Annotated in this window: 18 protein-coding genes; 5 read left to right on the forward strand and 13 right to left on the reverse strand. The window is 67.9% G+C overall.

Features of this window, described 5'->3' with window-relative positions; translation table 11 throughout:
• Positions 1-31 precede the first annotated feature (31 nt).
• Positions 32-1,384 carry a polyhydroxyalkanoate depolymerase gene (locus tag RAMLITH_RS04025; RefSeq protein ID WP_168106007.1) on the forward strand — a complete coding sequence of 451 codons (1,353 nt, stop codon included), beginning with the start codon at positions 32-34 and terminating at the stop codon, positions 1,382-1,384.
• A 1-nt stretch (position 1,385) separates the two neighbouring features.
• On the forward strand, positions 1,386-2,045 hold the full coding sequence (rsxB, locus tag RAMLITH_RS04030; RefSeq protein WP_337786098.1) for an electron transport complex subunit RsxB: 660 nt from the start codon (positions 1,386-1,388) through the stop codon (positions 2,043-2,045).
• Positions 2,046-2,055: 10 nt separating this feature from the next.
• Here rsxB and RAMLITH_RS04035 read toward each other — a convergent pair whose 3' ends face one another.
• The 10 genes from RAMLITH_RS04035 to scpA form a co-directional block, all read right to left on the reverse strand.
• Positions 2,056-2,496, reverse strand: coding sequence for a CBS domain-containing protein (locus RAMLITH_RS04035; protein ID WP_168106009.1), 441 nt, complete (start codon positions 2,494-2,496; stop codon positions 2,056-2,058).
• A 30-nt stretch (positions 2,497-2,526) separates the two neighbouring features.
• Positions 2,527-3,582 carry a thiamine pyrophosphate-dependent enzyme gene (locus tag RAMLITH_RS04040; protein ID WP_168106010.1) on the reverse strand — a complete coding sequence of 352 codons (1,056 nt, stop codon included), beginning with the start codon at positions 3,580-3,582 and terminating at the stop codon, positions 2,527-2,529.
• Complete coding sequence (locus RAMLITH_RS04045; protein WP_168106011.1) at positions 3,579-5,426, reverse strand: 2-oxoacid:acceptor oxidoreductase subunit alpha; 1,848 nt, start codon at positions 5,424-5,426, stop codon at positions 3,579-3,581. Before RAMLITH_RS04045 ends, RAMLITH_RS04040 begins: the two co-directional genes overlap by 4 nt.
• The gene (locus RAMLITH_RS04050; RefSeq protein ID WP_168106012.1) at positions 5,423-7,249 is read right to left on the reverse strand and encodes an FAD-dependent oxidoreductase; all 1,827 of its coding nucleotides are present in this window, start codon (positions 7,247-7,249) and stop codon (positions 5,423-5,425) included. Before RAMLITH_RS04050 ends, RAMLITH_RS04045 begins: the two co-directional genes overlap by 4 nt.
• 219 nt (positions 7,250-7,468) lie before the next feature.
• Positions 7,469-7,960 carry a VOC family protein gene (locus RAMLITH_RS04055; protein WP_168106013.1) on the reverse strand — a complete coding sequence of 164 codons (492 nt, stop codon included), beginning with the start codon at positions 7,958-7,960 and terminating at the stop codon, positions 7,469-7,471.
• Between the two features lie 85 nt (positions 7,961-8,045).
• Positions 8,046-10,094, reverse strand: coding sequence for an acetyl-CoA carboxylase biotin carboxylase subunit (locus tag RAMLITH_RS04060; RefSeq protein WP_168106014.1), 2,049 nt, complete (start codon positions 10,092-10,094; stop codon positions 8,046-8,048).
• Between the two features lie 158 nt (positions 10,095-10,252).
• Positions 10,253-11,785: an acyl-CoA carboxylase subunit beta gene (locus RAMLITH_RS04065; protein WP_168106015.1), complete on the reverse strand. Its 1,533-nt coding sequence runs from the start codon at positions 11,783-11,785 to the stop codon at positions 10,253-10,255.
• Positions 11,778-12,884, reverse strand: a complete 1,107-nt coding sequence (gene meaB / locus RAMLITH_RS04070; protein WP_168106016.1) for a methylmalonyl Co-A mutase-associated GTPase MeaB — start codon at positions 12,882-12,884, stop codon at positions 11,778-11,780. Before meaB ends, RAMLITH_RS04065 begins: the two co-directional genes overlap by 8 nt.
• Positions 12,881-13,603, reverse strand: coding sequence for an SGNH/GDSL hydrolase family protein (locus tag RAMLITH_RS04075; RefSeq protein ID WP_168106454.1), 723 nt, complete (start codon positions 13,601-13,603; stop codon positions 12,881-12,883). The genes meaB and RAMLITH_RS04075 overlap by 4 nt, the downstream gene beginning before the upstream one ends.
• Positions 13,603-15,762 (reverse strand): methylmalonyl-CoA mutase, encoded by a 2,160-nt coding sequence (scpA, locus tag RAMLITH_RS04080; RefSeq protein WP_168106017.1) that lies wholly within the window; start codon positions 15,760-15,762, stop codon positions 13,603-13,605. Before scpA ends, RAMLITH_RS04075 begins: the two co-directional genes overlap by 1 nt.
• A 130-nt stretch (positions 15,763-15,892) precedes the next feature.
• Here scpA and RAMLITH_RS04085 point away from each other — a divergent pair, with 130 nt between their 5' ends.
• The 3 genes from RAMLITH_RS04085 (at position 15,893) to RAMLITH_RS04095 (ending at position 19,799) form a co-directional block, all read left to right on the forward strand.
• Positions 15,893-16,528 carry a GntR family transcriptional regulator gene (locus RAMLITH_RS04085; protein WP_168106018.1) on the forward strand — a complete coding sequence of 212 codons (636 nt, stop codon included), beginning with the start codon at positions 15,893-15,895 and terminating at the stop codon, positions 16,526-16,528.
• 177 nt (positions 16,529-16,705) lie between these two features.
• A complete protein-coding gene (locus tag RAMLITH_RS04090) occupies positions 16,706-17,665 on the forward strand; it encodes a TAXI family TRAP transporter solute-binding subunit (RefSeq protein ID WP_168106019.1) in 960 nt (319 codons plus the stop codon).
• 100 nt (positions 17,666-17,765) lie between these two features.
• The gene (locus RAMLITH_RS04095) at positions 17,766-19,799 is read left to right on the forward strand and encodes a TRAP transporter permease (RefSeq protein ID WP_168106020.1); all 2,034 of its coding nucleotides are present in this window, start codon (positions 17,766-17,768) and stop codon (positions 19,797-19,799) included.
• Between the two features lie 10 nt (positions 19,800-19,809).
• Here RAMLITH_RS04095 and RAMLITH_RS04100 read toward each other — a convergent pair whose 3' ends face one another.
• Genes RAMLITH_RS04100 through RAMLITH_RS04110 form a run of 3 tightly spaced genes read right to left on the reverse strand, consistent with a single transcriptional unit; the run spans position 19,810 to position 23,176 of the window.
• The gene (locus RAMLITH_RS04100; protein ID WP_168106021.1) at positions 19,810-20,361 is read right to left on the reverse strand and encodes a 4Fe-4S dicluster domain-containing protein; all 552 of its coding nucleotides are present in this window, start codon (positions 20,359-20,361) and stop codon (positions 19,810-19,812) included.
• The gene (locus tag RAMLITH_RS04105; protein WP_168106022.1) at positions 20,358-22,265 is read right to left on the reverse strand and encodes an aldehyde ferredoxin oxidoreductase N-terminal domain-containing protein; all 1,908 of its coding nucleotides are present in this window, start codon (positions 22,263-22,265) and stop codon (positions 20,358-20,360) included. Before RAMLITH_RS04105 ends, RAMLITH_RS04100 begins: the two co-directional genes overlap by 4 nt.
• 11 nt (positions 22,266-22,276) lie before the next feature.
• On the reverse strand, positions 22,277-23,176 hold the full coding sequence (locus tag RAMLITH_RS04110; protein WP_168106023.1) for an HD domain-containing protein: 900 nt from the start codon (positions 23,174-23,176) through the stop codon (positions 22,277-22,279).
• Positions 23,177-23,202: the final 26 nt, after the last annotated feature.

Raw genomic sequence — 23,202 nt, forward strand, 5'->3', positions numbered from 1 at the left:
ATATTGCACCGCAACAAGAGAGGGCCGAGCCATGCTGTACCACATCTACGAAGCGCAGCGAAACGTCATGGAGCCGTTCGCGGATTTCGCGCAGGCGGCCTCCAAGCTGTACAGCAATCCACTCTCGCCATTCGGCCAGAACCCCTTCGCCCAGCGGGTGTCGGCGAGCTACGACCTCATGTACCGGCTCTGGAAGGACTACGAGAAGCCGGAGTTCGGCATCACGACGGTGGACGTCGACGGCACGCCCGTCGCCATCCATGAGCGCGTCGAGCTGGACAAGCCCTTCTGCGAACTGCGCCGGTTCAAGCGCTTCTCCGACGACCCGGCGACGCTCGCCAGGCTGAAACAGCAGCCGGCCGTGCTGATCGTCGCGCCGCTGTCGGGGCATTACGCGACGCTGCTGCGCGACACGGTGCGCACCATGCTGCAGGACCACAAGGTCTACATCACCGACTGGAAGAACGCCCGCCTGGTGCCGCTGGACCAGGGCGAGTTCCACCTGGACGACTATGTCGGCTACGTGCAGGAGTTCATCCGCCATCTGCAGGCCAGCTACGGCAACTGCCACGTGATCAGCGTCTGCCAGCCCACCGTGCCGGTGCTGGCGGCGGTGTCGCTGATGGCGTCGCGCGGCGAGGTGACGCCGCTGACGATGACCATGATGGGCGGCCCGATCGACGCGCGCAAGTCGCCGACGGCCGTCAACAACCTGGCCATGAACAAGAGCTACGAGTGGTTCGAGAACAACGTGATCTACCGCGTGCCGACCACTTTTCCCGGCGCCGGGCGGCGGGTCTACCCCGGCTTCCTGCAGCACACGGGCTTCGTCGCGATGAACCCGGACCGCCACCTGTCGAGCCATTACGACTACTTCCGCAACCTGATCCAGGGCGACGACGCGAGCACCGAGGCCCACCGCAAGTTCTACGACGAGTACAACGCGGTGCTGGACATGGACGCCGATTACTACCTGGACACGATCCGCGTCGTATTCCAGGAGTTCGCGCTGGTGAACGGCACCTGGGACGTGATCAACGACGAAGGCGAACTGGAGCGCGTGCGTCCCGAGGACATCAGGACGACGGCGCACTTCACGATCGAGGGCGAGCTCGACGACATTTCCGGATCGGGCCAGACCGAGGCCGCCCACGCCCTTTGCTGCAACGTGCCGAAGTCGCGCCAGAAGCACCTCGAGGTGAAGGGCGCCGGCCACTACGGCATCTTCAGCGGCCGCCGCTGGCGCGAGGTGGTGTACCCGCAGGTGCGCGACTTCATCCTGCAGTTCAATGAAGGCCCGTCGGTGCCGGTGCGCGGGCGCAACGGCGCGGCGGCCGACGCGGCGCCGGCCGCGAAGAAGGCACGCCGCGCCGCCGCCGCCTGAAGTGAGCCCGCAGGCCAGGCGGCTGCATGCCGCCCTGCCCCAGACCCAGTGCACCCGCTGCGGCTATCCGGATTGCGCCGGGTATGCCGAGGCGATCGCCGCCGGTGGGGCTGCGGTCAACCAGTGTCCGCCCGGCGGCGCCGAGGGCGTCGCGCGGCTGGCGGCGCTCACCGGGCAGCCGGTCCTGCCGCTGAATCCCGCGCACGGGAGCGAAGGGCCGCGCACCGTCGCCGTCATCGACGAGAACTGGTGCATCGGCTGCACCTTGTGCATCAAGGCCTGCCCGACCGACGCGATCCTCGGCAGCAACAAGCGGATGCACACCGTCATCGAGCGCTATTGCACCGGCTGCGAGTTGTGCGTGCCGGTCTGCCCCGTCGACTGCATCGCGCTCGAGAACGTCACGGGCGAGCGCACCGGCTGGCAGGCCTGGTCGCAGGCGCAGGCCGACGAGGCCTTGCGACGGTACGAAGCGCGCCTGGCCAGGCTGGCCCGCGAGGGCGAGGAACATGCGGCGCACCTCGAAGCGAAGGCCGAGGCGAAACTGGCGGACCTCCCGGCCCAGACGCACGGCGCCGAAGGCGGCGAACTCGATCGCAAGCGAGCGGTGATCGAAGCCGCCCTGGCGAAAGCCCGCTCGCGCCGGCCTCCGGGCCCCTAGCCTCCGGCCCCTACCCCAGCGCGTCGTTCACCTGCTCGCGAAACTCGGCAAGCCCCATGGCGTTGTCGATCTCGCGCGGCAACGCGTCGCGGGCGCTGAAGACCCCGAGCAGCTTGTCGCCGGGGCCCACCACCGGCAGGTGGCGAAAGCCCCGCTCCAGCATGATCAGCACCGCCTCCGCCACCGGCTTCTCGGGCGGCACGCACAAGGGGTTGGGCGTCATGATGTCGGCCAGGCGCGTCGCCTGCGGATCACGCGCCTTCGCCAGCACCCGCGTCATGAGATCGCGCTCGGTGACGATGCCCACCAGCGTGGCCGGCGGCTCCGTCACCAGCACGCTGGTGCAATTGCCGCCGGTCATGATGCAGGCGGCCTCGTAGACGCTCGCCTGCGGTCCGAGGCTCACCACGTGCTTCTGCGTCATCGACTGGAATACCGTGCGTTCGGCCATGGTGCAGCCTCCGTTCCGTGTGAGGCGCCGCTAGCGCAGCGACGCGTTGATCTGCTCCAGCGCCCCGGCGCCGGGACACAGCTGCGGGGCCTCCAGCAGGTTGAGCGGGGTTTCGCTCGTGTTCAGCGCGTTGTGCAGGTCGGTCGCCAGCGGGTCCACGTACAGCAAACCCGTGACGACCTCGCCGCGCGCCTGGTGCGTCTGCATGTAGTTCATCGCCGCGTTGCGGTCCGTCGGGTTGTAGTCCGAGTGGAGCTTGCGCAGGCGCAGCAGCGACCCGTCGTGCTGGCGCACTTCCACCAGTTCGCCGGGGGCGTACTCGGTCGTGATCTCGCTGCGCGGCGTGATGAAATCGATGCGGCTCACCGCATCGTTGTGCTGGCGGATGTAGTCGTAGCTCTTGGTGCTGCCGGCGTGGTTGTTGAAGGTCACGCAAGGGCTGATGACGTCGACGAACGCGGCGCCACCGTGCGACATGGCGCCCTTGATCAGCGGCACCAGCTGCGCCTTGTCGCCAGAGAAGCTGCGCGCGACGTAGGTGGCGCCCAGTTGCAGGGCCAGCGCCACCAGGTCCACCGGGCTGTCGCTGTTGACCACGCCCTTCTTGCTCTTCGAGCCGCGGTCGGCCGTGGCCGAGAACTGGCCCTTGGTCAGGCCGTACACGCCGTTGTTCTCGACGATGTAGGCCATGCACACGCCCCTCCGCATGGCGTTGGCGAACTGGCCCAGGCCGATCGACGCCGAGTCGCCGTCGCCGGAGACGCCCAGGTACAGCAGGTCGCGGTTGGCCAGGCTCGCGCCGGTCAGCACCGACGGCATGCGGCCGTGCACGGTGTTGAAGCCGTGCGACGCGCCCAGGAAATAGTCCGGCGTCTTCGAACTGCAACCGATCCCGGACAGCTTGGCCACCCGGTGCGGCTCGATGTCCAGCTCCCAGCAGGCCTCCACGATGGCCGCGGAGATCGAGTCGTGCCCGCAGCCGGCGCACAGCGTCGAGACGCGGCCTTCGTAGTCGCGGCGGGTGTAGCCGACCTTGTTGCGGGTCAGCGAGGGATGGTGCAATCGGGGTTTGGCGATGTAGGTCACACGAGCTCCTTGCGGCGCGGCTGGCCGGCGGCGGGGGCGTTGGTTTTCTCGACGTGCTGGCGGATGGCGCGCGTGATGAAGCGCGCCGTGATCGGCGTGCCGTCGTAGTGCAGCACCTTGACCAGCCGCGCCGGATCGATTTCCAGCTCGTTGACCAGCATCTGGCGCATCTGCGCGTCGCGGTTCTGCTCCACCACGAACACCTTGTCGTGCTCGGCGATGAAGCGGTCGACCGACTCGGGGAAGGGAAACGCCTGCAGGCGCATCGCATCGAGATGGACGCCTTCCTGCTCCAGCACGTCCAGCGCCTCCTGCATGGCGGGGCTGGTCGAGCCGTAGTAGATGACGCCCAGCGAGGCCTTCTTCGACGCCTGGCGCACGATCGGCTGCGGCACCAGGTCGGCGGCCGTCTTGAACTTGCGCAGCAGCCGCTCCATGTTGTACATGTAGTCCGGACCGCGCTCGGAGTAGCGGGCGTACGGGTCGCGCGTGGTGCCGCGGGTGAAGTAGGCGCCCTTGGTCGGGTGGGTGCCCGGCAGCGTGCGCCAGGGGATGCCGTCGCCGTCCACGTCCTTGTAGCGCCCGAAGTCCTTGCCGGCTTCCAGCTCCTCGGCCGTCATGACCTTGCCGCGATCGTAGCTGCGCCCTTCCTCCCACGCGAACGGCTTGCACAGCCGCTGGTTCATTCCGATGTCGAGGTCGGTCATCACGAACACCGGCGTCTGCAGGCGGTCCGCGAGGTCCAGCGCCGCGGCCGAGTGCGTGAAGCACTCGTGCGGATCCTCCGGCAGCAGCAGCACGTGCTTGGTGTCGCCGTGCGAGGCGTACGCGCAGGCGAGCAGGTCGGACTGCTGGGTGCGCGTGGGCATGCCGGTCGACGGCCCGCCGCGCTGCACGTCGATGATGGTCACCGGGATCTCGGCGAAGTACGCGAGGCCGATGAACTCCGTCATCAGCGAGATACCGGGTCCCGACGTGGCCGTGAAGGCGCGGGCGCCGTTCCAGCCGGCGCCGACGACCATGCCGATCGAAGCCAGTTCGTCCTCGGCCTGCACGATCGCGAAGTTGTTGCGGCCGGTCGCGGAGTCCACGCGGTACTTGTCGCAGTACTTCTGGAACGCCTCGGGCACCGACGACGAAGGCGTGATCGGGTACCAGGCAGCGACCGTGGCGCCACCGTAGACGCAGCCCAGCGCAGCCGCGCTGTTGCCGTCGACGAAGATGCGGTCGCCCACGTTGTCGCAGCGGCGCACCTTGATGCCCAGGGGCTGCAGGTGTTCGGTCGCGAACTCGCGGCCCAGTTGCAGGGCGCGGATGTTGGAGTCCAGCAGCCGCTCCTTGCCCTTGTACTGCTCGGCGAAGAGCTTCTCGAACACGCCGCCTTCCATCTCCAGCAGCACCGACAGCGCGCCGACGTAGATGATGTTCTTGAACAGCTGGCGCTGCCGCGGGTCCGAATACACGGCGTTGGTGATCTCGGTCAGCGGCATGCCGATGACGTGCAGGTCCTCGCGGAACTTCGACGGCGGCAAGGGCCGTGTGCTGTCGTAGAACAGGTAGCCGCCCGGATCCACCTCGGCGACGTCGGCATCCCAGGTCTGCGGGTTCATCGCCACCATCATGTCGACGCCGCCGCGACGGCCGGCGTAGCCCTTCTCGCACACCCGGGCCTCGTACCACGTGGGCAGACCCTGGATGTTGCTCGGGAAGATGTTGCGCGGGCTGACCGGCACGCCCATGCGCATCACCGCCTTGACGAACAGCTCGTTGGCGGAGGCCGACCCCGAGCCGTTGACGTTGGCGAACTTGATGACGAAATCGTTGACCGCTTCGATCCGTTTCATGCGGCCTCCCGTGCCGGCTCGCGCTGGTCCCGGCAGCCGGGTCCAGCCTTTGTCATGTTCAACAGGAACTTCTGCATGTCCCACGCCCCCGTGGGACAGCGCTCGGCGCAGAGCCCGCAGTGCAGGCACACGTCCTCGTCCTTCACCATCACCCGGCCGGTCTTGAGCCCGCCGGAGACGTACAGGGGCTGCGACTTGTTGAGGGCCGGCGCCTTCAGGCGCTGTCGCAGGTCGGCCTCCTCGCCGTTCACGGTGAACGTCAGGCTGTCCATCGGGCAGATGTCCACGCAGGCGTCGCACTCGATGCAGGCCGACTCGGTGAACACCGTCTGCACGTCGCAGTTGAGGCAGCGCGCGGCCTCCTTGACGGCGGTCGCCACGTCGAAGCCGAGCTCCACCTCGATCTTGATGCTGGCCAGCGCCTGTTCGGCCTTGGCCCACGGCACCTTGAACCGGTTGTCGGTCGAGGTGTCGTTGTCGTAGCTCCACTCGTGGATGCCCATCTTCTGGGACACGAGGTTCACCGTCGGGGGCGGCCGCACCGCCACGTCCTCGCCGTGCAGCAGCCGGTCGATCGAGACCGCGGCCTCGTGGCCATGCGCCACGGCGGTGATGATGTTCTTGGGACCGAAGGCCGCGTCGCCGCCGAAGAAGACGGTGGGAACCGTGGACTGCAGCGTGTCCTTGTTCAGGACCGGCAGGCCCCACTCGTCGAACGCGATGCCGCAGTCGCGCTCGATCCAGGGGAAGGAATTCTCCTGTCCGACGGCCACCAGCACATCGTCGCATTCGAAGAACGCGTCCGGCTGCCCGGTCGGCACCAGGCTGCGCCGCCCCTTCTCGTCGTAGACCGCCTTGACGATCTCGAACGTCATGCCCTTCAGCTTGCCGCCCTCGTGGACGAAGGCCTTCGGCACGTGGTAGTTGATGATCGGGATGCCTTCGTGCATCGCGTCTTCCTTCTCCCAGGGCGACGCCTTCATCTCCTCGAAGCCGCTGCGCACGATCACCTTGACGTCGCTGCCGCCGAGCCGGCGCGCCGACCGGCAGCAGTCCATGGCGGTATTGCCGCCGCCCAGGACGATCACGCGCTTGCCGATGGTCTTGACGTGCCCGAACGAGACTGACGCGAGCCAGTCGATGCCGATGTGGACGTGCAGCGCCGCCTCGGTACGGCCGGGGATCTGCAGGTCGCGCCCGCGCGGCGCGCCGCAGCCGACGAAGATCGCGTCGTAACCTTCGGCCATCAGCGCCTTCATCGATTCGATGCGCTGGTTGTTGCGGAAGTGCACGCCCATGTTGAGGACGTAGCCGGTCTCTTCGTCGAGCACGGCCTCGGGCAGGCGAAAGCGCGGGATCTGCGTGCGCATGAAGCCGCCGGCCTTGGGCTCGCCGTCGAAGACCGTGATGTCGTAGCCGAGCGGCGCCAGGTCACGCGCCACCGTGAGCGAGGCCGGGCCCGCCCCGACACACGCGATGCGCTTGCCGTTCTTCGGCGCCACCCTGGGCATGCGCCCGGCGACGTCTTCCTTCATGTCGGCGGCGACGCGCTTCAGGCGGCAGATCGCCACCGGCTCCGGATGCTCGCCGTTGTTCTCCTCCACCCGGCCGCGCCGGCACGCCGGCTCGCAAGGACGATCGCAGGTGCGCCCCAGCACGCCCGGAAAGACGTTCGACGTCCAGTTGATCATGTAGGCATCGCTGTAGCGACCCTGCGCGATCAGGCGGATGTATTCGGGGACCGGGGTGTGCGCGGGACAGGCCCACTGGCAATCGACGACTTTGTGGAAATACGCGGGATTGGCGATATCTGTTCGGTGCAAACTGACCTCCTAGCCGTGTCCACGCTGCCCGGGAGCCGGGCCTGGGTGTGCGCGGACAGTCTACGCGACACGTGCAGGACTGGACGCTCGGGGTCAACCCCAAGCGCAATGTGGGAGGTCAGTTCGTGTCGTGCAATGCCGCCTCCCATGGGCTGGCATTTGACCTTCGGCTGTCCATGGGCGCATTGACACTCATCAAGTGCCCCGGGCCCCTGCGCATCAGTTGCGCGAACCGCCTTGCGCGAGGGCGGTGAAAGCGCGGATCACCTCCGGCGGCGCCTGCACCAGTTCGATCAGCACGCCTTCGCCGCCGACCGGAAACTGCTCGTTGCCCCTGGGGTGCACGAAGCAGATGTCGAAGCCGGAGCCGCCGCGGCGGATGCCGCCCGGGGCGAAGCGCACGCCCTGGGCCTGCAGCCACGCCACGGCGCGCGGCAGGTCGTCGATCCAGAGGCCGACGTGGTTCAGCGGCGGCTGGTGCACGGCCGGCTTCGCGTCCGGGTCGAGCGGCTGCATCAGGTCGACCTCGACCCGCAGCGGCCCCTCGCCCATCTGGCAGATGTCCTCGTCGACGTTCTCGCGCGCACTCCTGTACGTGCCGGCGACTTCCAGGCCGAGCAGGTCGACCCACAGCGCGCGCAGCGCCTGCTTGTCCGGCCCGCCGACGGCGATCTGCTGGATCCCAAGCACCTTGAACGGACGGTCGGTCATGATGGTCCTCCTTGAACCGGCCGGGGCCTGGTGCCGGCCGTCGATGCCCATGATGCAGGCATGGTTGTCCGTCGTGCCTTCGCTTTCATGCGAACTCGATGATCGGCTGGTCGACGGCCAGGCTCTCGCCCCTGCCGGCCAGCACCTTGCCGACGACGCCGTCGGCCGCCGCGAACAGCACGTTCTCCATCTTCATCGCCTCGATGACGGCGAGCCGCTCCCCGGCCTGCACCTTCTGGCCCGGCTGCACCGCCACGTCCACCAGCAGCCCGGGCATCGGCGACAGCAGGAAGCGGCTCATGTCGGGCGGCGCCTTGTAGGGCATCAGCGCATGCAGTTCGGCGGCCCGCGGCCCGAGCACCATCGCGTCCACCCGGGCGCCGTTGTGCGCCACCCGGATCGCCAGCGGGTTCTGGCCGACGCCGCGCTCCACCTGCGCGGTGAACGGCTGCCCGTTGACGGTGCCGCGGAGGCGGTATCCGCCGAGGTGCCAGTTGCTGCAGATGTCGTAGCGGCGTCCGCCGATCGTGACCGCGCTGGAACCCGACGTGGCCTGGAAATCGTGGACCCGCGCCGGCAGGCGGCGGTGCTTGCCCTCGGCATCGAGCAGGACGACCACGAACTCCTCGCCGACCTCGACCTCGTGCCCCGGCATCTGGCCGCTGATGCCGGCCGCGCGCTGAAAGACCCTGCGTTGCACGTACGCCGCCAGCGCCGCGAGGAAGTCGGGGTCCTCGTGCGGCACGTCCTCGGCCCGGAAGCCGTGGGCGTAGTGCTCGCCGATGAAGCCCGTGTTGAAGTCGCCCGCCACGAAGCGCGGATGCGCCAGCAGGGCCGCCTGGAACGGAATGTTGCTGGAGATCCCGCGTATCACGAAGCCGTTGAGTGCCTCGCGCATCTTCGCGATCGCCTCGTGCCGGGTCGCCGCGTGGACGATGAGCTTGGCGATCATCGAGTCGTAGTACATCGGGATCTCCCCGCCGTCCTGCACGCCCGTGTCCACGCGCACGCCCATCAGGTGCTCCGTGTCGCCGGCCCACATCGTCTCCCTGGGCGGCTGGAACCGCACCAGCCGGCCCGTGCTGGGAAGGAAGTTGCGGAACGGGTCCTCGGCATTGATGCGGCACTCGATCGCCCAGCCGTCGCGCCGGACGTCGGCCTGCGCGATCGGCAGCTTCTCGCCGGCGGCGACCCGGATCATGAGTTCGACCAGGTCCAACCCGGTGATGCACTCGGTCACCGGGTGCTCCACCTGCAGGCGGGTGTTCATCTCGAGGAAATAGAAACTCTGGTCCTTGCCGACCACGAACTCCACGGTGCCCGCGCTCTCGTACCTGACGGCCCTGGCCAGCGCCACGGCCTGCTCGCCCATGGCCTTGCGCGTGGCATCGCTGATGAAGGGCGACGGCGCCTCCTCGATCACCTTCTGGTGGCGCCGCTGGATCGAGCACTCGCGCTCGTTCAGGTAGACCACGTTCCCGTGGCTGTCGCCGAGCACCTGGATCTCGATGTGGCGCGGCTCCTCGACGTACTTCTCGACGAAGACGCGGTCGTCGCCGAAGCTGTTGCGCGCCTCGTTGCGGCAGGAGGTGAAGCCGTCGAATGCTTCCCTGTCGTTGAAGGCGACGCGCAGTCCCTTGCCGCCGCCGCCGGCCGAGGCCTTGATCATCACCGGGTAGCCGATGCCCCTGGCGATCTCCACGGCGTGCTCGGCGGTCTCGATGGCATCGTTGTAGCCGGGGATGATGTTGACCCTCGCCTCCTGCGCCAGTTTCTTGGAGGCGATCTTGTCGCCCATGGCCGCGATGGAGTAGTGCTTGGGCCCGATGAAGACGATCCCCTCCTCCTCCACCCGGCGCGCGAAGCCTTCGTTCTCCGACAGGAAGCCGTAGCCGGGATGCACCGCCTGCGCCCCCGTGGACTTGCAGGCGGCGATGATCCGGTCGGCCTGCAGGTAGCTCTCGCGGCTGGGTGCGGCACCGATGTGGACGGCTTCGTCGGCCAGCTCGACGTGGCGCGCGTCGCGGTCGGCGTCCGAATAGACGGCGACGGTCTTGATGCCCATGCGGCGCGCCGTCTTGATGACGCGGCAGGCGATCTCACCGCGGTTGGCGATCAGTATCTTCTCGAACATTCAGGTCTCCTCAATCGCGGCAACAACATCCGAACGCAAAAGCCGCGAAAACTTCGCAGAAGCCGCAGAAGAAAACCCCAGAACGTTCTTCATTGTCCTTTTTGCGGCTTCTGCGTGACTTCTGCGGCTTCTGCGTACGGAGGTTCCGCATTGCTTCTTCACAGCGGGATGTTCCCGTGCTTGCGCCACGGGTTCTCCAGCTTCTTGTCCCGCAGCATCACCAGCGACCGGCAGATCCGCTTGCGCGTCTCGTGCGGCAGGATCACGTCGTCGATGAAACCGCGGGCCCCGGCCACGAACGGGTTCGCGAAGCGCGCCGCATACTCGGCCTCGCGCGCCTTCAGCTTGGCCGGGTCGGCCTTGTCCTCGCGGAAGATGATCTCCACCGCGCCCTTCGCCCCCATCACCGCGATCTCGGCGTTGGGCCACGCGAAGTTCACGTCGCCGCGCAGGTGCTTGGAGCTCATCACGTCGTAGGCGCCGCCGTAGGCCTTGCGCGTGATCACGGTGATCTTCGGCACGGTGCACTCGGCGTACGCGTACAGCAGCTTGGCGCCGTGCTTGATGATGCCGCCGTATTCCTGGCTGGTGCCAGGCATGAAGCCCGGCACATCAACGAACGTGATCACCGGAATGTTGAACGCGTCGCAGAAGCGCACGAAGCGGGCCGCCTTGATCGAGCTCCTGATGTCCAGGCACCCGGCCAGCACCAGCGGGTTGTTCGCCACGATGCCCACGGTCTGCCCTTCCATGCGCCCGAAGCCGACCACGATGTTCTTGGCGTATTCCGGCTGCAACTCGAAGAAATCGCCGTCGTCCACTGTCTTGACGATCAGCTCCTTCATGTCGTAGGGCTTGTTGGGGTTGTCGGGGACCAGCGTGTCCAGCGACCGGTCCATCCGGTCCGCGGGATCGTTGCTGGGCCGCTTGGGCGCCTTCTCGCGGTTGTTCAGCGGCAGGTAGTTGTACAGGCGCCGCAGCATCAGCAGCGCCTCGACGTCGTTGTCGAAGGCCAGGTCGGCCACGCCGCTGCGCGTGGTGTGGGTGACGGCCCCGCCCAGTTCCTCCGCCGTCACTTCCTCGTGGGTCACGGTCTTGACCACCTCGGGACCGGTCACGAACATGTACGAGCTGTCCTTGACCATGAAGATGAAGTCGGTCATGGCCGGCGAATACACGGCGCCGCCGGCGCAAGGCCCCATGATCATGCTGATCTGCGGGATGACGCCCGACGCCATCACGTTGCGCTGGAACACGTCGGCATAGCCGCCGAGCGAAGCGACGCCCTCCTGGATGCGGGCGCCGCCCGAGTCGTTCAGGCCGATCACCGGCGCGCCGACCTTCATCGCCTGATCCATCACCTTGCAGATCTTCTCGGCATGGGCCTCCGACAGCGCGCCGCCGAACACGGTGAAATCCTGGCTGAACACGAACACGAGGCGGCCGTTGATCATGCCGTAGCCGGTCACCACGCCGTCGCCGGGGACCTTGTTGCCCTCCATCCCGAAGTCGGTGCAGCGGTGTTCGACGAACATGTCCCATTCCTCGAACGTGCCCTCGTCCAGCAGCAGTTCCAGCCGCTCGCGGGCCGTCAGCTTGCCCTTGGAGTGCTGCGCATCGATGCGCCGCTGCCCGCCGCCCAGCCGCGCCGCGGCGCGCTTCCTTTCGAGTTGTTCGAGGATGTCATGCATGTCGTTGTTCTCCGATGTCTGGTGCCGGGGCGCCGCCCGCCGCTGGCGGCGCGGAGCCCTCGGTCGCGATGTTCTCCGGTCCGCCTGACGCCTGGCTTGCGCCGTCCTGCCACGCCTGGACCAACCGGCGCGCGGCGGTCGAGGCTGGCAGGCGGCCGCCACCCACGTCGGCCAGCATCTGCGGCAGCAGCTGCCGCACCCGCGGGTGCTGGCGGAAGTGGCGTTTCAGTCCCGCGTCGATGCGCTCCCACATCCAGCCCAGCGCCTGCTGCCGGCGGCGCTCTGCCCATCCGCCGTTGGCTTGCTGGATCTCGCGAAAGCGCGACACCGCGTCCCAGAACGGCGCAAGACCCTCGCCGCGCAAGGCGCTCAATTGCAGGACCTGCGCTTGCCAGACGGACTGGTCGTGCCGCGCGTGGCCCGGATGTCCGTGCTGGCCGAAGATGCGCAGCGCGCTGGTGATCTGAGCGCGGGCGCGGGTCGCGGCGTCGGCGTCGAGGTCGGCCTTGTTGATGACGACCAGGTCGGCCAGCTCCATCACGCCTTTCTTGATGGCCTGCAGGTCGTCGCCGGCGTTGGGCAGCTGGAGCAGCACGAACATGTCGGTCATCCCGGCGGCGGCCGTTTCGCTCTGGCCGACGCCGACGGTCTCGACGATCACGATGTCATAGCCGGCCGCTTCGCACACCAGCATCGCTTCGCGCGTCTTCTCGGCCACCCCGCCGAGCGTGCCGCCGGAAGGGCTGGGCCGGATGTAGGCCTGCTCGTGCACGGACAGCTTCTCCATGCGCGTCTTGTCACCCAGGATCGAGCCGCCCGAGACGCTGCTGGACGGATCGATCGTCAGCACCGCGACCCGGTGGCCGCGCTCGATCAGGAACAGGCCGAGCACCTCGATGAACGTGCTCTTGCCGACGCCCGGCACGCCGCTGATCGCGATGCGGAACGAGCGGCCGGTGTGGGGCAACAGCGCCGTGAGCATCTCGTCGCCCTGGGCGCGATGGTCGGCGCGGGTCGATTCCAGCAGCGTGATCGCCTTGGCGATGGCGCGGCGCTGGGCCGGGCCGCGCGCCGTCAGCACCTGCCCGGCGTGGTTCATGGCGGTGCCCACCGCGCCCTTTCGCCCGCGATCAGGTCGGCCAGGCGCTGCGCCCACAGCGGATACAGGGCGGCGCCGGGATGGAATCCGTCCGGCGCCAGCAGCGACGGGTCCGCAGCCCAGTGCAGGGAGCAGAAGCCCAGGCCCTCGTCCCCGGCCCAGCCGCGCAGCGCGGCGTCGAGCCCGGACGCGTACCGGCCCAGGTACCAGCGCAGCGGCTGCGGCATGGCTGTGAGCAGCTCCATCGGCGGCAGGCCGCAGACGACCGCCCAACGTGCTCCGGTGCGCTGCCGCACCTGCGTCCACAGGCGCGCCGTCTCGGCCACGAAGCCGCGCGCCGCCTGCTGGGAGGTGACGTCGTTGACGCCCAGCACCGTGACCACGACGTCGGCCGCGGCCACGTCGGAGCGCCCCACCAGCGCCTGCGCGCCGCGCGTGTCCAGCCCGGTTTCGGCCAGCAACTGCCACGCGACGGCGCCGTCGAGGCGCTGCGCGAGCACGTTCGCCAGGGGCAGCGCCAGCGCCTGCGACTGGTGCTGCAAGCCGACGCCGGCCGCGGAGGAATCGCCCACCAAGAGCAGCCGCAGCCGCGGTTCGCCGCCGCCCGCGACGCCGTGGCGCGGCCCGGCCGGCTCCGGCAGCCGCAGCGCCGTCCGCCGCACGGCGCGACCCTGGCGCAGGAGCACCGGGCCGAGTGCGAACTTGGCGGCCAGCAGCATCACGCGGCGAGCGACTGCTTGATCTGCTCCAGCACGTCCTTCGCGCTGGCGGGGATCGGCGTGCCGGGCCCGTAGATGCCCTTGACGCCGGCCTGGTAGAGGAAGTCGTAGTCCTGCTGCGGCACGACCCCGCCGACGAAGACGACGATGTCGCCGCCGCCCTGCTCCCGCAGCGCCGCGATGATCGCCGGCACCAGCGTCTTGTGGCCGGCGGCCAGCGTGCTGACGCCTACCGCGTGCACGTCGTTCTCGATCGCCTGGCGCGCGCACTCCTCGGGCGTCTGGAACAGCGGCCCGATGTCGACGTCGAAGCCGAGGTCCGCGAACGCCGTGGCGACGACCTTCGCGCCGCGGTCGTGACCGTCCTGGCCGAGCTTGGCGATCATCACCCGCGGCCGGCGCCCCTGGTCCTCGGCAAACGCCGCGATCTCGCCCTTGAGCTTCTCCCAGCCTTGCGCCGAGTCGTATGCAGCTGCGTACACGCCAGTCACCTTCTGCGTATCGGCGCGATGGCGCCCGAACACTTTCTCCAGGGCTTCCGAGACCTCGCCCACCGTGGCACGGAGACGCACGGCCTGCACCGTGAGCTCCAGCAGGTTCCCGGTCCCGTCGCGCGAGGCGGTCGTGAGCGCAGCCAGCGCCGCCTCCACCTTCGCTGCGTCGCGCGTGGCGCGGATCTCCTTCAGGCGGGCGATCTGCTGCTCCCGCACCTTGTGGTTGTCGACCTCGCGGATCACGAGCGGCTGCTCCTCGCCCAGCCGGTACCTGTTCACGCCGACGATGACGTCGCGGCCCGAGTCGATGCGCGCCTGCTTCTCGGCGGCCGCGGCCTCGATCTTGAGCTTGGCCCAGCCCGAGTCGACGGCGCGCGTCATGCCGCCCATCGCCTCGACTTCCTCGATGATCTTCCAGGCGGCGTCGGCCATGTCCTGGGTCAGCTTCTCCATCATGTAGCTGCCGGCCCAGGGGTCGATCACGTCGGTGATGTGCGTCTCTTCCTGGATGATCAGCTGGGTGTTGCGCGCGATCCGGGCACTGAATTCCGTCGGCAGCGCGATCGCCTCGTCGAACGAGTTGGTGTGCAGCGACTGCGTGCCGCCGAACACCGCCGCCATGGCCTCGATCGCCGTGCGCACGATGTTGTTGTACGGGTCCTGCTCCGTCAGCGACCAGCCGGAGGTCTGGCAGTGGGTGCGCAGCATCAGGCTCTTCGGGTTCTTCGCGCCGAAGCCGGACATGATGCGCCACCACAGCAGGCGTGCCGCGCGCATCTTCGCGACTTCCAGGTAGAAGTTCATGCCGATCGCCCAGAAGAAGGAGAGGCGGCCGGCGAAGGCGTCGACGTCCAGGCCCTTGGCGATCGCCGTCTTCACGTACTCCTTGCCGTCGGCCAGTGTGAAGGCGAGCTCGAGCGCCTGGTTGGCGCCCGCCTCCTGCATGTGGTAGCCGGAGATCGAGATCGAGTTGAACTTCGGCATGTGCCGCGCGGTGTACTCGATGATGTCGCCGACGATCCGCATCGAAGGCTCGGGCGGATAGATGTACGTATTGCGGACCATGAACTCCTTGAGGATGTCGTTCTGGATGGTCCCCGAAAGCTGCTCCTGCCCGACGCCCTGCTCCTCGGCCGCCACGATGTAGCCGGCCAGCACCGGCAGCACCGCGCCGTTCATCGTCATCGACACGCTGACCCTGTCGAGCGGAATGCCGTCGAACAGGATCTTCATGTCCTCCACGGAATCGATCGCCACGCCGGCCTTGCCGACGTCGCCGGTGACCCGCGGGTGGTCACTGTCGTAGCCGCGGTGCGTCGCGAGGTCGAAGGCCACCGACACGCCCTGCCCGCCGGCCGCCAGCCCCTGGCGGTAGAACGCGTTGGACTCCTGCGCCGTGGAGAAGCCGGCGTACTGGCGGATGGTCCACGGACGCGCCGCGTACATGGTCGCCTGCGGTCCGCGGACGTACGGCGGAAACCCGGGCAGCGTGTCGGCGTACGGCAGCCCGCGGAGGTCGGCGCCGGTATACAGCGGCTTGACCACGATCCCGTCGGGCGTGACCCAGTTCAGCGCCGCCAGATCGCCGCCGGGCGCGGACCTGGCGGCGGCCTGGGCCCAGGTTTCGAGGGTGACGGGCGGGATGGGCGGTTCGCTCTGGCTCATGGGTCGTTCCGGGCTCGGTGGGCGGTTGCGGCCATTGTGCGTCCGGCCGGCCGCCGCTGAAACGCACATCTTAGCGCATGTCATTCATAATTATTGATAAATCATCCTGGCAAGCCTAGAATCCGCCGCCATGGCACCTCTTTCGCTCGCGCCCCGTGCCCTCTACGAGGAAGTGGCGGAGCAGTTGCGCCAGCGCATCTTCCGCCGCGAACTGGAGCCGGGCGGCTGGATCGACGAGGTGAAGCTGGCGCAGCAGTACGGCATCAGCCGCACCCCGCTGCGCGAGGCGCTGAAGGTGCTGGCCGCCGAGGGCCTGGTCACGATGAAGGTGCGGCGCGGCGCGTACGTCACCGAGGTGTCGGAGGACGACCTGCGCGACGTCTATCACCTGCTCTCCCTGCTGGAGAGCGACGCCGCGGGCGTGGCCGCCGAGCGCATCAGCGACGACCAGCTGCGCGAGCTGCAGGACCTGCACCACGACATGGAAGCGGCGGCCGGCGACATCGAGCGCTTCCTGGCGCTCAACGAGCGCTTCCACATGCGGCTGCTGGAGATCGCGGGCAACCGCTGGCGCAACCAGATGGTGGCCGACCTGCGCAAGGTCATGAAGCTGAACCGGCACAACTCGCTGCTGAAGTCGGGCCGCGTGCAGGAGTCGATCCGCGAACATCGAGCCATCATGCGGGCGCTCGCGAGGCGCGACGCGCGCGCCACCACCGACAAGATGCAGCTGCACTTCCGGCACGGGCTCGAAGCAGCCGGCTGAGGCGCCGCACCGCGCAGGCGGGGCCTACGTGGTATCACTGATCGCGTTATCACCTACGCAACCTGTCAGCGAGCTTGCATGGGACCCGGGAAGCAGGCGTTTCCCAGGTTGACACTGCATTTGCCCGACTCATAGCATTGACCCGTTTCAAATCACAGACCACGGAGAGAAAAGAACATGCTCGGACTTCTGAAGCGCATCGGCGTGACGTGCGCGACCCTGGCATTCGCCACGGCCGCCTTCGCCCAGAACATCTCGATCGGCACCGGCGGCACCGGCGGCGTCTACTACCCCATGGGCGGCGGCCTCGCGGCCGTGCTGTCCAAGTACGTGCCCGGCATGCAGGCCACGGCCGAGGTCACCGGCGGCTCGGTCGACAACCTCAAGCTGATCGGTACCGAGAAGCCGTACATCGGCTTCACCATGGCCGACGCCGGCCTCGACGCCCTGAAGGGCCAGGACAAGTTCAAGGGCAACCAGGTGCCGCTGCGCACGCTGATGGTCCTCTACCCGAACCGCATGCACCTGGTGTCGGTCGAAGGCAAGGGCGTCAACAAGATCGGCGACCTCAAGGGCAAGCGCATCTCGACCGGTTCGCCCGGCAGCGCCACCGAGGTGATGGCCTTCCGCATCCTGGAGGCCGCCGGCATCGACAAGGACAAGGACGTCAAGCGGGAGCGCCTGGGCGTAGCCGAGTCGGTCAACGCGATGAAGGACAACAAGATCGACGCCTTCTTCTGGGTGGGCGGACTGCCGACGGCGGCCGTCACGGACCTGGCCAACACGCCCGGCACCAAGATCAAGATGATCGACCACTCGGAAGTCGTGGCCAAGATGAACCAGAAATACGGCAACCTGTACGTCGAGGACTCCATCCCGAAGAGCGTGTACAAGGGCATGGACGCCGACAACAAGCAGGCCACGGTGATGAACCTGCTGGTGACGCACCAGAAGATGGACGACAAGACCGCGTACAACATCGTCAAGGCGGTGTTCGACCACAAGCCGGACCTGGTCGCCGTGCACAAGGAAGCGGAGAACTTCAAGCTCGAGAACCAGAAGGCCGCCGCGTCGCCGATCCCGTTCCACCCCGGCGCCGTCAAGTACTTCGCCGAAAAAGGCATCAAGATCAACTGACCAGGGTGATTTCCAGCGCCCCGCCACCCCGGCGGGGTTTTTGTTTGAGCAGTCGAAACTTGCACGCCAGAACATGACCGGGAACCGCGAACACCCGCATATGACCGACCAGTCCGCCGCCGTGGCCAGCGAAGCCGCGGTCGTGAGCGAAGAGGCCCTGCACAAGGCCCAGGAGTTCATCGAGGAAGAAGAAGGCGCCGCCAACCGGCTGACCGGCTGGCTCGCCGCCCTGCTCTCGGTGCTGGCCGTCGGCGTGTCGATCTACCACCTGTACGCCGCCTACGGCATCGTTCCGGCCCAGGTGCTGCGGCCGATGCACGTGGCGCTGGTGCTGTTGCTGACGTTCCTGCTGTTCCCGGTGGCGAGGCGTTTCCGCCATCGCGTGATGTGGTGGGACTTCGTCGCCGCCGCGCTGGCGATCGCGTCCATCGCGTACATGATCCAGGGCGGCGACGACTTCATGGATCGCAACACGACGCCCGGCGGGTGGGACATCCTGTTCGGCGTGGCGTTGATCGCGCTGGTCATGGAGGCCATGCGGCGCACCAACGGCTGGATCATGCCGGCGGTGACGGGTGCCTTCATCCTGTACGCGCTGTTCGGCGCGTACCTGCCGGAGCCCTGGACCCACAAGGGTTACGAGGTGGGTCGCCTCGTCGGCCATCTCTACATGACGCTGGAGGGCATCTTCGGTGTCGCGGTGGATGTGTCGTCGTCCCTGATCATCCTGTTCACGATCTTCGGCGCGTTCCTGCAGTACTCGGGCGCCGGCAAGTTCTACATCGACTTCTCGTTCTCGGCCATGGGCGGCAAGTCGACCGGGGCCGGCCGCACGGTCGTGCTGGCGTCGTTCCTGCTCGGCGGCCCCTCCGGCTCCGGCGTCGCCACCACCGTCACGCTCGGCTCGGTGGCCTGGCCGATGCTGGCCAAGGTGGGCTACGAGCGCAACGCGGGCGGAGGGCTGCTTTCGGCCGCCGGCCTGGGCGCCATCATCTCGCCGCCGGTGCTGGGCGCCGCCGCGTTCCTGATCGCCGAGTTCCTCAAGATCTCGTACCTCGACGTGCTGCTCATGGCGGTGATCCCGACCATGCTGTTCTACTTCGCGCTGTTCCTCATGGTCGAGATCGACGCGCGCAAGTACGGCATGCACGAGGCCGTGTTCGAGAAGGTCGACACCGTCTGGCACCTGACCCGCCGCTACTGGTTCCACTTCCTGTCGCTGATCTCGATCGTGGCGTTCATGATGTGGGGCTTTTCGCCGGTGCTCTCCGTGTTCTGGGCCACCGTTGTATCCGCCGTCACCAGCTTGCTGCGGCCGGAAACTTCGCTCATTCCGTACGACGTGTTCCGCGGCCGCGGACCGATCCTGCGCCAGCTGTGGGGATCGGGTCTGGTCAAGGCGCTGGAGAACGGCACCATCGGCGTGCTGAACGTGGCCGCCACCTGCGCCGGGGCCGGCATCATCGTCGGCGTGGTCACCCTCACGGGCCTGGGGCTCAAGTTCAGCTCCATCGTGATCGACCTGGCCGGCGGGTCGCTGCTGCTCACCGCGGTCTACACCTCGCTGGTGGTGTGGATCGTCGGGCTGGCCGTGCCCGTGACGGCGTCGTACATCATCTGCGCCGTGATCGCGGCGCCGGCCCTGATCAAGCTCGGCGTGCCGGACTTCGCCGCCCACATGTTCATCTTCTATTACGCCGTGCTGTCCGAGGTGTCACCGCCCACGGCGCTGTCACCGTTCGCGGCGGCCGCGATCACCGGCGGCGATCCCTACAAGACGACGCTTCAGTGCTGGAAGTACACCGTGCCGGCCTTCCTGGTGCCGTTCATGTTCGTGCTCGACCCGAGCGGCCTGGGCCTGTTGCTGATGGGGTCGACCAAGGCGCTGGCCACGGCCAACTGGTGGATGATCGCGGAAGTGACCTTCACCGCCGCGGTCGGCGTCGCGGCCCTGGCGGCTGGCTTCCAGGGGTGGGCGTTCAAGAAGACCACGAGCGTGGAGCGCGTCATGTTCATCGTGGCCGGCTTCGCGCTGGTCTATCCCAGCGTCGTCAGCGACGTGCTGGGATTCGGGCTGGTGATCGCGGCGCTGGCGTTGCAGTTGTTCCGCACGCGGACGGTGCCGGCGGCCTGAGCCGGCAGCCTCAGGGCCGCCTGGCGACCCGGTCGAGCGCCGCGATCACCTCAGCGAGGCTGTGGCGGCTGACGAGGGCGAGCACGCCGCGCTCGGCGGCCTCGTCCGCCGGCAGCGCCTCCTGTCCGGCCTCGATCCGCCGCTCGCGGTAGACCAGACACTGCGCCTCGCACACGGTGACGCACAGGGGCTCGGCCAGCGGCGGTTCGTCCTCGCACATGTCGCACTTCAGGGGCAGGCCGGAATCGGGCTCGATGAAGAAATCGCGCGACGGACAGGCCGCGCGGCAGAAACTGCATTCGCTGTAGCGCTTGCCCTCGAGCCGGTAGAAGTGCCGGCCGTCGCACTCGGCGCGGGTGAGATTGCCCGCGCGCACCGGCACGTACTCGTCGTTGACCTCGTCGGTCACGACCCGGATGCGCGAACGCGCCGGATTGACGCTGCCGTAGCGCGGCCTGGCGTGGAACGCGGAACAGGCCATCTCGCAGGCCCGGCAGCCGGTGCATTTGCCGAGGTCGATCAGGATTTCCTTCACGACGCGGCCGGCTTCGGCGGCGCTCACGGCAGGATCCCCCGCCGTTCCAGATCGTCGGCGGTCCCGGCCATGTCGAGACCCTCCAGGGTGGCGCGGGTCGGAATCCCCTCGCTGTTCCAGCCCTTGAAGGCGTAGTAGCGGCCCAGCAGTTCCTGCTCGTAGGCCTCGTCGCGCACGGCCCAGTGGTCCTCGGGCGGACGTTCGTCCCTGCGGCGCAACCCTCGCCGCACGTTGATGGCGCGCACCAGGGTGCGGATGCGCTGGAACGTCTTCCACAACCGCTCCTTGTCGATCGCCATGCCGGTGGCCGCCGACAGCACCCGCGGGATGTTGTTCATGTGGTACGCCACGCCGCCGCCGAACTGGCCGCGAAACGACGACACGAAACCGCACAGGCCGGTGGCGTCGTCGATGTAGTGCATCGCCTCGTTCCAGTCGACGATCTCGCAGGTCGCGTCGTCGGAGATGTCGTCGCGCTTCTCCCACTCCAGGAAGTACTTCTTGAACTTTTCATGAGGCACGGCTTCCCACTTCGCTACGAAGGCCTCGCGCTGCTCGCGGGTCGGCAGCGGGTCCTGAGGGAAGGAGCCTTCGATCTGCGTGATGCTCATCTTCTCGCCCGTGGCGATCATCAGGAAATAAGCCGGATTCAATTTGCCCAGCTTGATCGGCAACTGCTCGAACTTCTTGGTGGTGTTGTGGTCGTAGGCCTGCGCGCCCTTCCCGATCCGCCGCGCTGCGTGCGACACGCCATCGGCCAGCACGTCCCCTATGCCTTCGCGGCGCACGATCTTTTCCAGCAGGTAGAAGAACCGGCCATGGCTGTCTTCAGGCATGCCGGGAAAATCCTGGTCGGCCAGGATGCCCGCCTCCAGCAGTTCCAGCGCGAAGGCGATCACCTGCGGCGTCGAATACGAGTCGACCCCGTATTCCTGCGCCATGCCCAGGATCTCGTAGGTGAAGTCCAGTTCCAGGAAGGCCGCCATGTGCCAGGTGTCCTTGCCGAAGCACTTGTAGCCGAAGCGCGGACGTCCCGGCCAGGCGATCACGTTGCGGCACTTCTTCGCGCAGTTGAAGCAGCCGGTCTGCCGGTCCAGGTGGTCGTACTTCCACCTGGTCCAGCGCTCCTGCAGCTCGGCACTCCAGAAATGCTTGCGCCGCGTCCGCGCGTTGCCCCAGGCGAAATGGTCGGGGTGGAAGCTGTCGTCCTCGTCCACTGCCATCCAGTCGCCGTTGCCGTCGCCGCCGCCGATCTTGCGGTGCAGCGCCTGGCTCAGCGCGAACAGCTCGGCGGGATGCGCGACGTTGAGGTCGCGCGTGCCGCGGACCGCGATTGCCTTCAGCCGCTTGTCGCCCATGATCACGCCGACACCGCGCGAGGCGCTCGCGTGGTTGTGGTCGATCGACGCCATGTAGACGCGGTTCTCGCCTGCCAGCCCGATCGCCGCCACCTGCACCGCCTGGTCTTTCAGTTCCGCTTTCAGCAGGTCCTGGGTTTCGGTAGTGCCCTTTCCGCGCAGGTGCGTGGCATCGCGGATCTCGACCCGGTCGTTGTGGATGAACAGGTAGACCAGATCGGGCGCCTTGCCGCGGATGATGATGCGGTCGTAGCCGGCGAACTTCAGCTCGGGCCCGAAGAAGCCGCCGAACAGCGAATGCGACATCAGGTTGGTCTGCGGCGAGAAGGTGTTCACCACCGTCCGGTTGGCGCTCGGGGCCGGCGTGCCGTTCAGCAGACCCGTGCTGAAGATCAGCAGATTGTCCGGGGAGAAGGGGTCGGTGTCGGGCGGCACCCGGTCGAACAGGATCCGTGCGGCGACACCCTGCCCGCCCAGGTACAGCTCGGTGTCCCGGATGTCGGTGGCGACCTTCTCGATGCAGCCGGTCGAGAGGTCCACCTCGAGATTGAATCCGGTCTCCGCATACCGCATCGCTTCTCTCCTCAGGCCAGCACCGGCAGGCAGAACGCGATGTCCCGCGCCAGACCGCACGCGCGGCACGTGCAGCGCGCCTTGAGCGTCTCGCACTTCAGTCCGCGCTCGAGGCAATGGGAGATGTCCAGCCCGCCCCGGCACTGCGGACAGGTACGCGGCGTGACCACGGTCACCTCGAGCTGCCGCACCCGATTGCCGTCGCGCGTGCGAAAGTCTCCATGCAGCACCAGCGCGTGCCGCTCGAAAGCGGCGATGCCGCATTGCTCCAGCTCGGCCAGGAGGTCGTCGAAGAACGCGACGGTCCGCTCCGACCGCGCAAGTGCCAGCTGCCGGCCGCTCTCGGTGAACATCGACCATGGCGCGGCGTGCGCGTACGTGAGCTCGCGACTGAGCGTTTGCGCGAGCGCGTCGACGAGCCCGCGCCCGCGCAGCGTCGCTTTCGTGAAGAATGCACCGACGCCGAGCGCGCCGAGCTTGTCGAGCCGGTCGGCGTCCTGCACGACGCGGCAGGGGCCGATGCACGGCAGACGGTCGTCATACAGCGCCCGCAGCGCCCCGGTGACGTCGTCGATCGCGCCGCGCTGCATGCCGTGCTCGTCCAGCAGCGCGGCCGCCAGCCGGGCGGCGTGCTCTTCCTCCGGCACCTCGTCCTGGTGGTATCCGCCCTCGTGGAACTTGCCGGCGTCGTGGAACAGCGCGATCAGCACCGGCAACCAGGGATCGACCCGTTCGCGCAGTGCCAGCGCATGAGCGATCGCTGCGGTGCGCTGCGTGTGTTCGAGGAGGAACGCGGAAGGCGCCTGTCCGGTGCGCTGGTTGTAGCGCGACTCGCCGTCGACGAGCGCGGCCTCGATGCGTGCATGCAATCCCGGCAAGCGCGACTCCAGCAGGTTGCGCACCTCGTCCATCGAAGCTCTCCTGTCTCCTCTCGATT

It is taken from the genome of Ramlibacter lithotrophicus (assembly GCF_012184415.1).
Taxonomy (GTDB): domain Bacteria; phylum Pseudomonadota; class Gammaproteobacteria; order Burkholderiales; family Burkholderiaceae_C; genus Ramlibacter; species Ramlibacter lithotrophicus.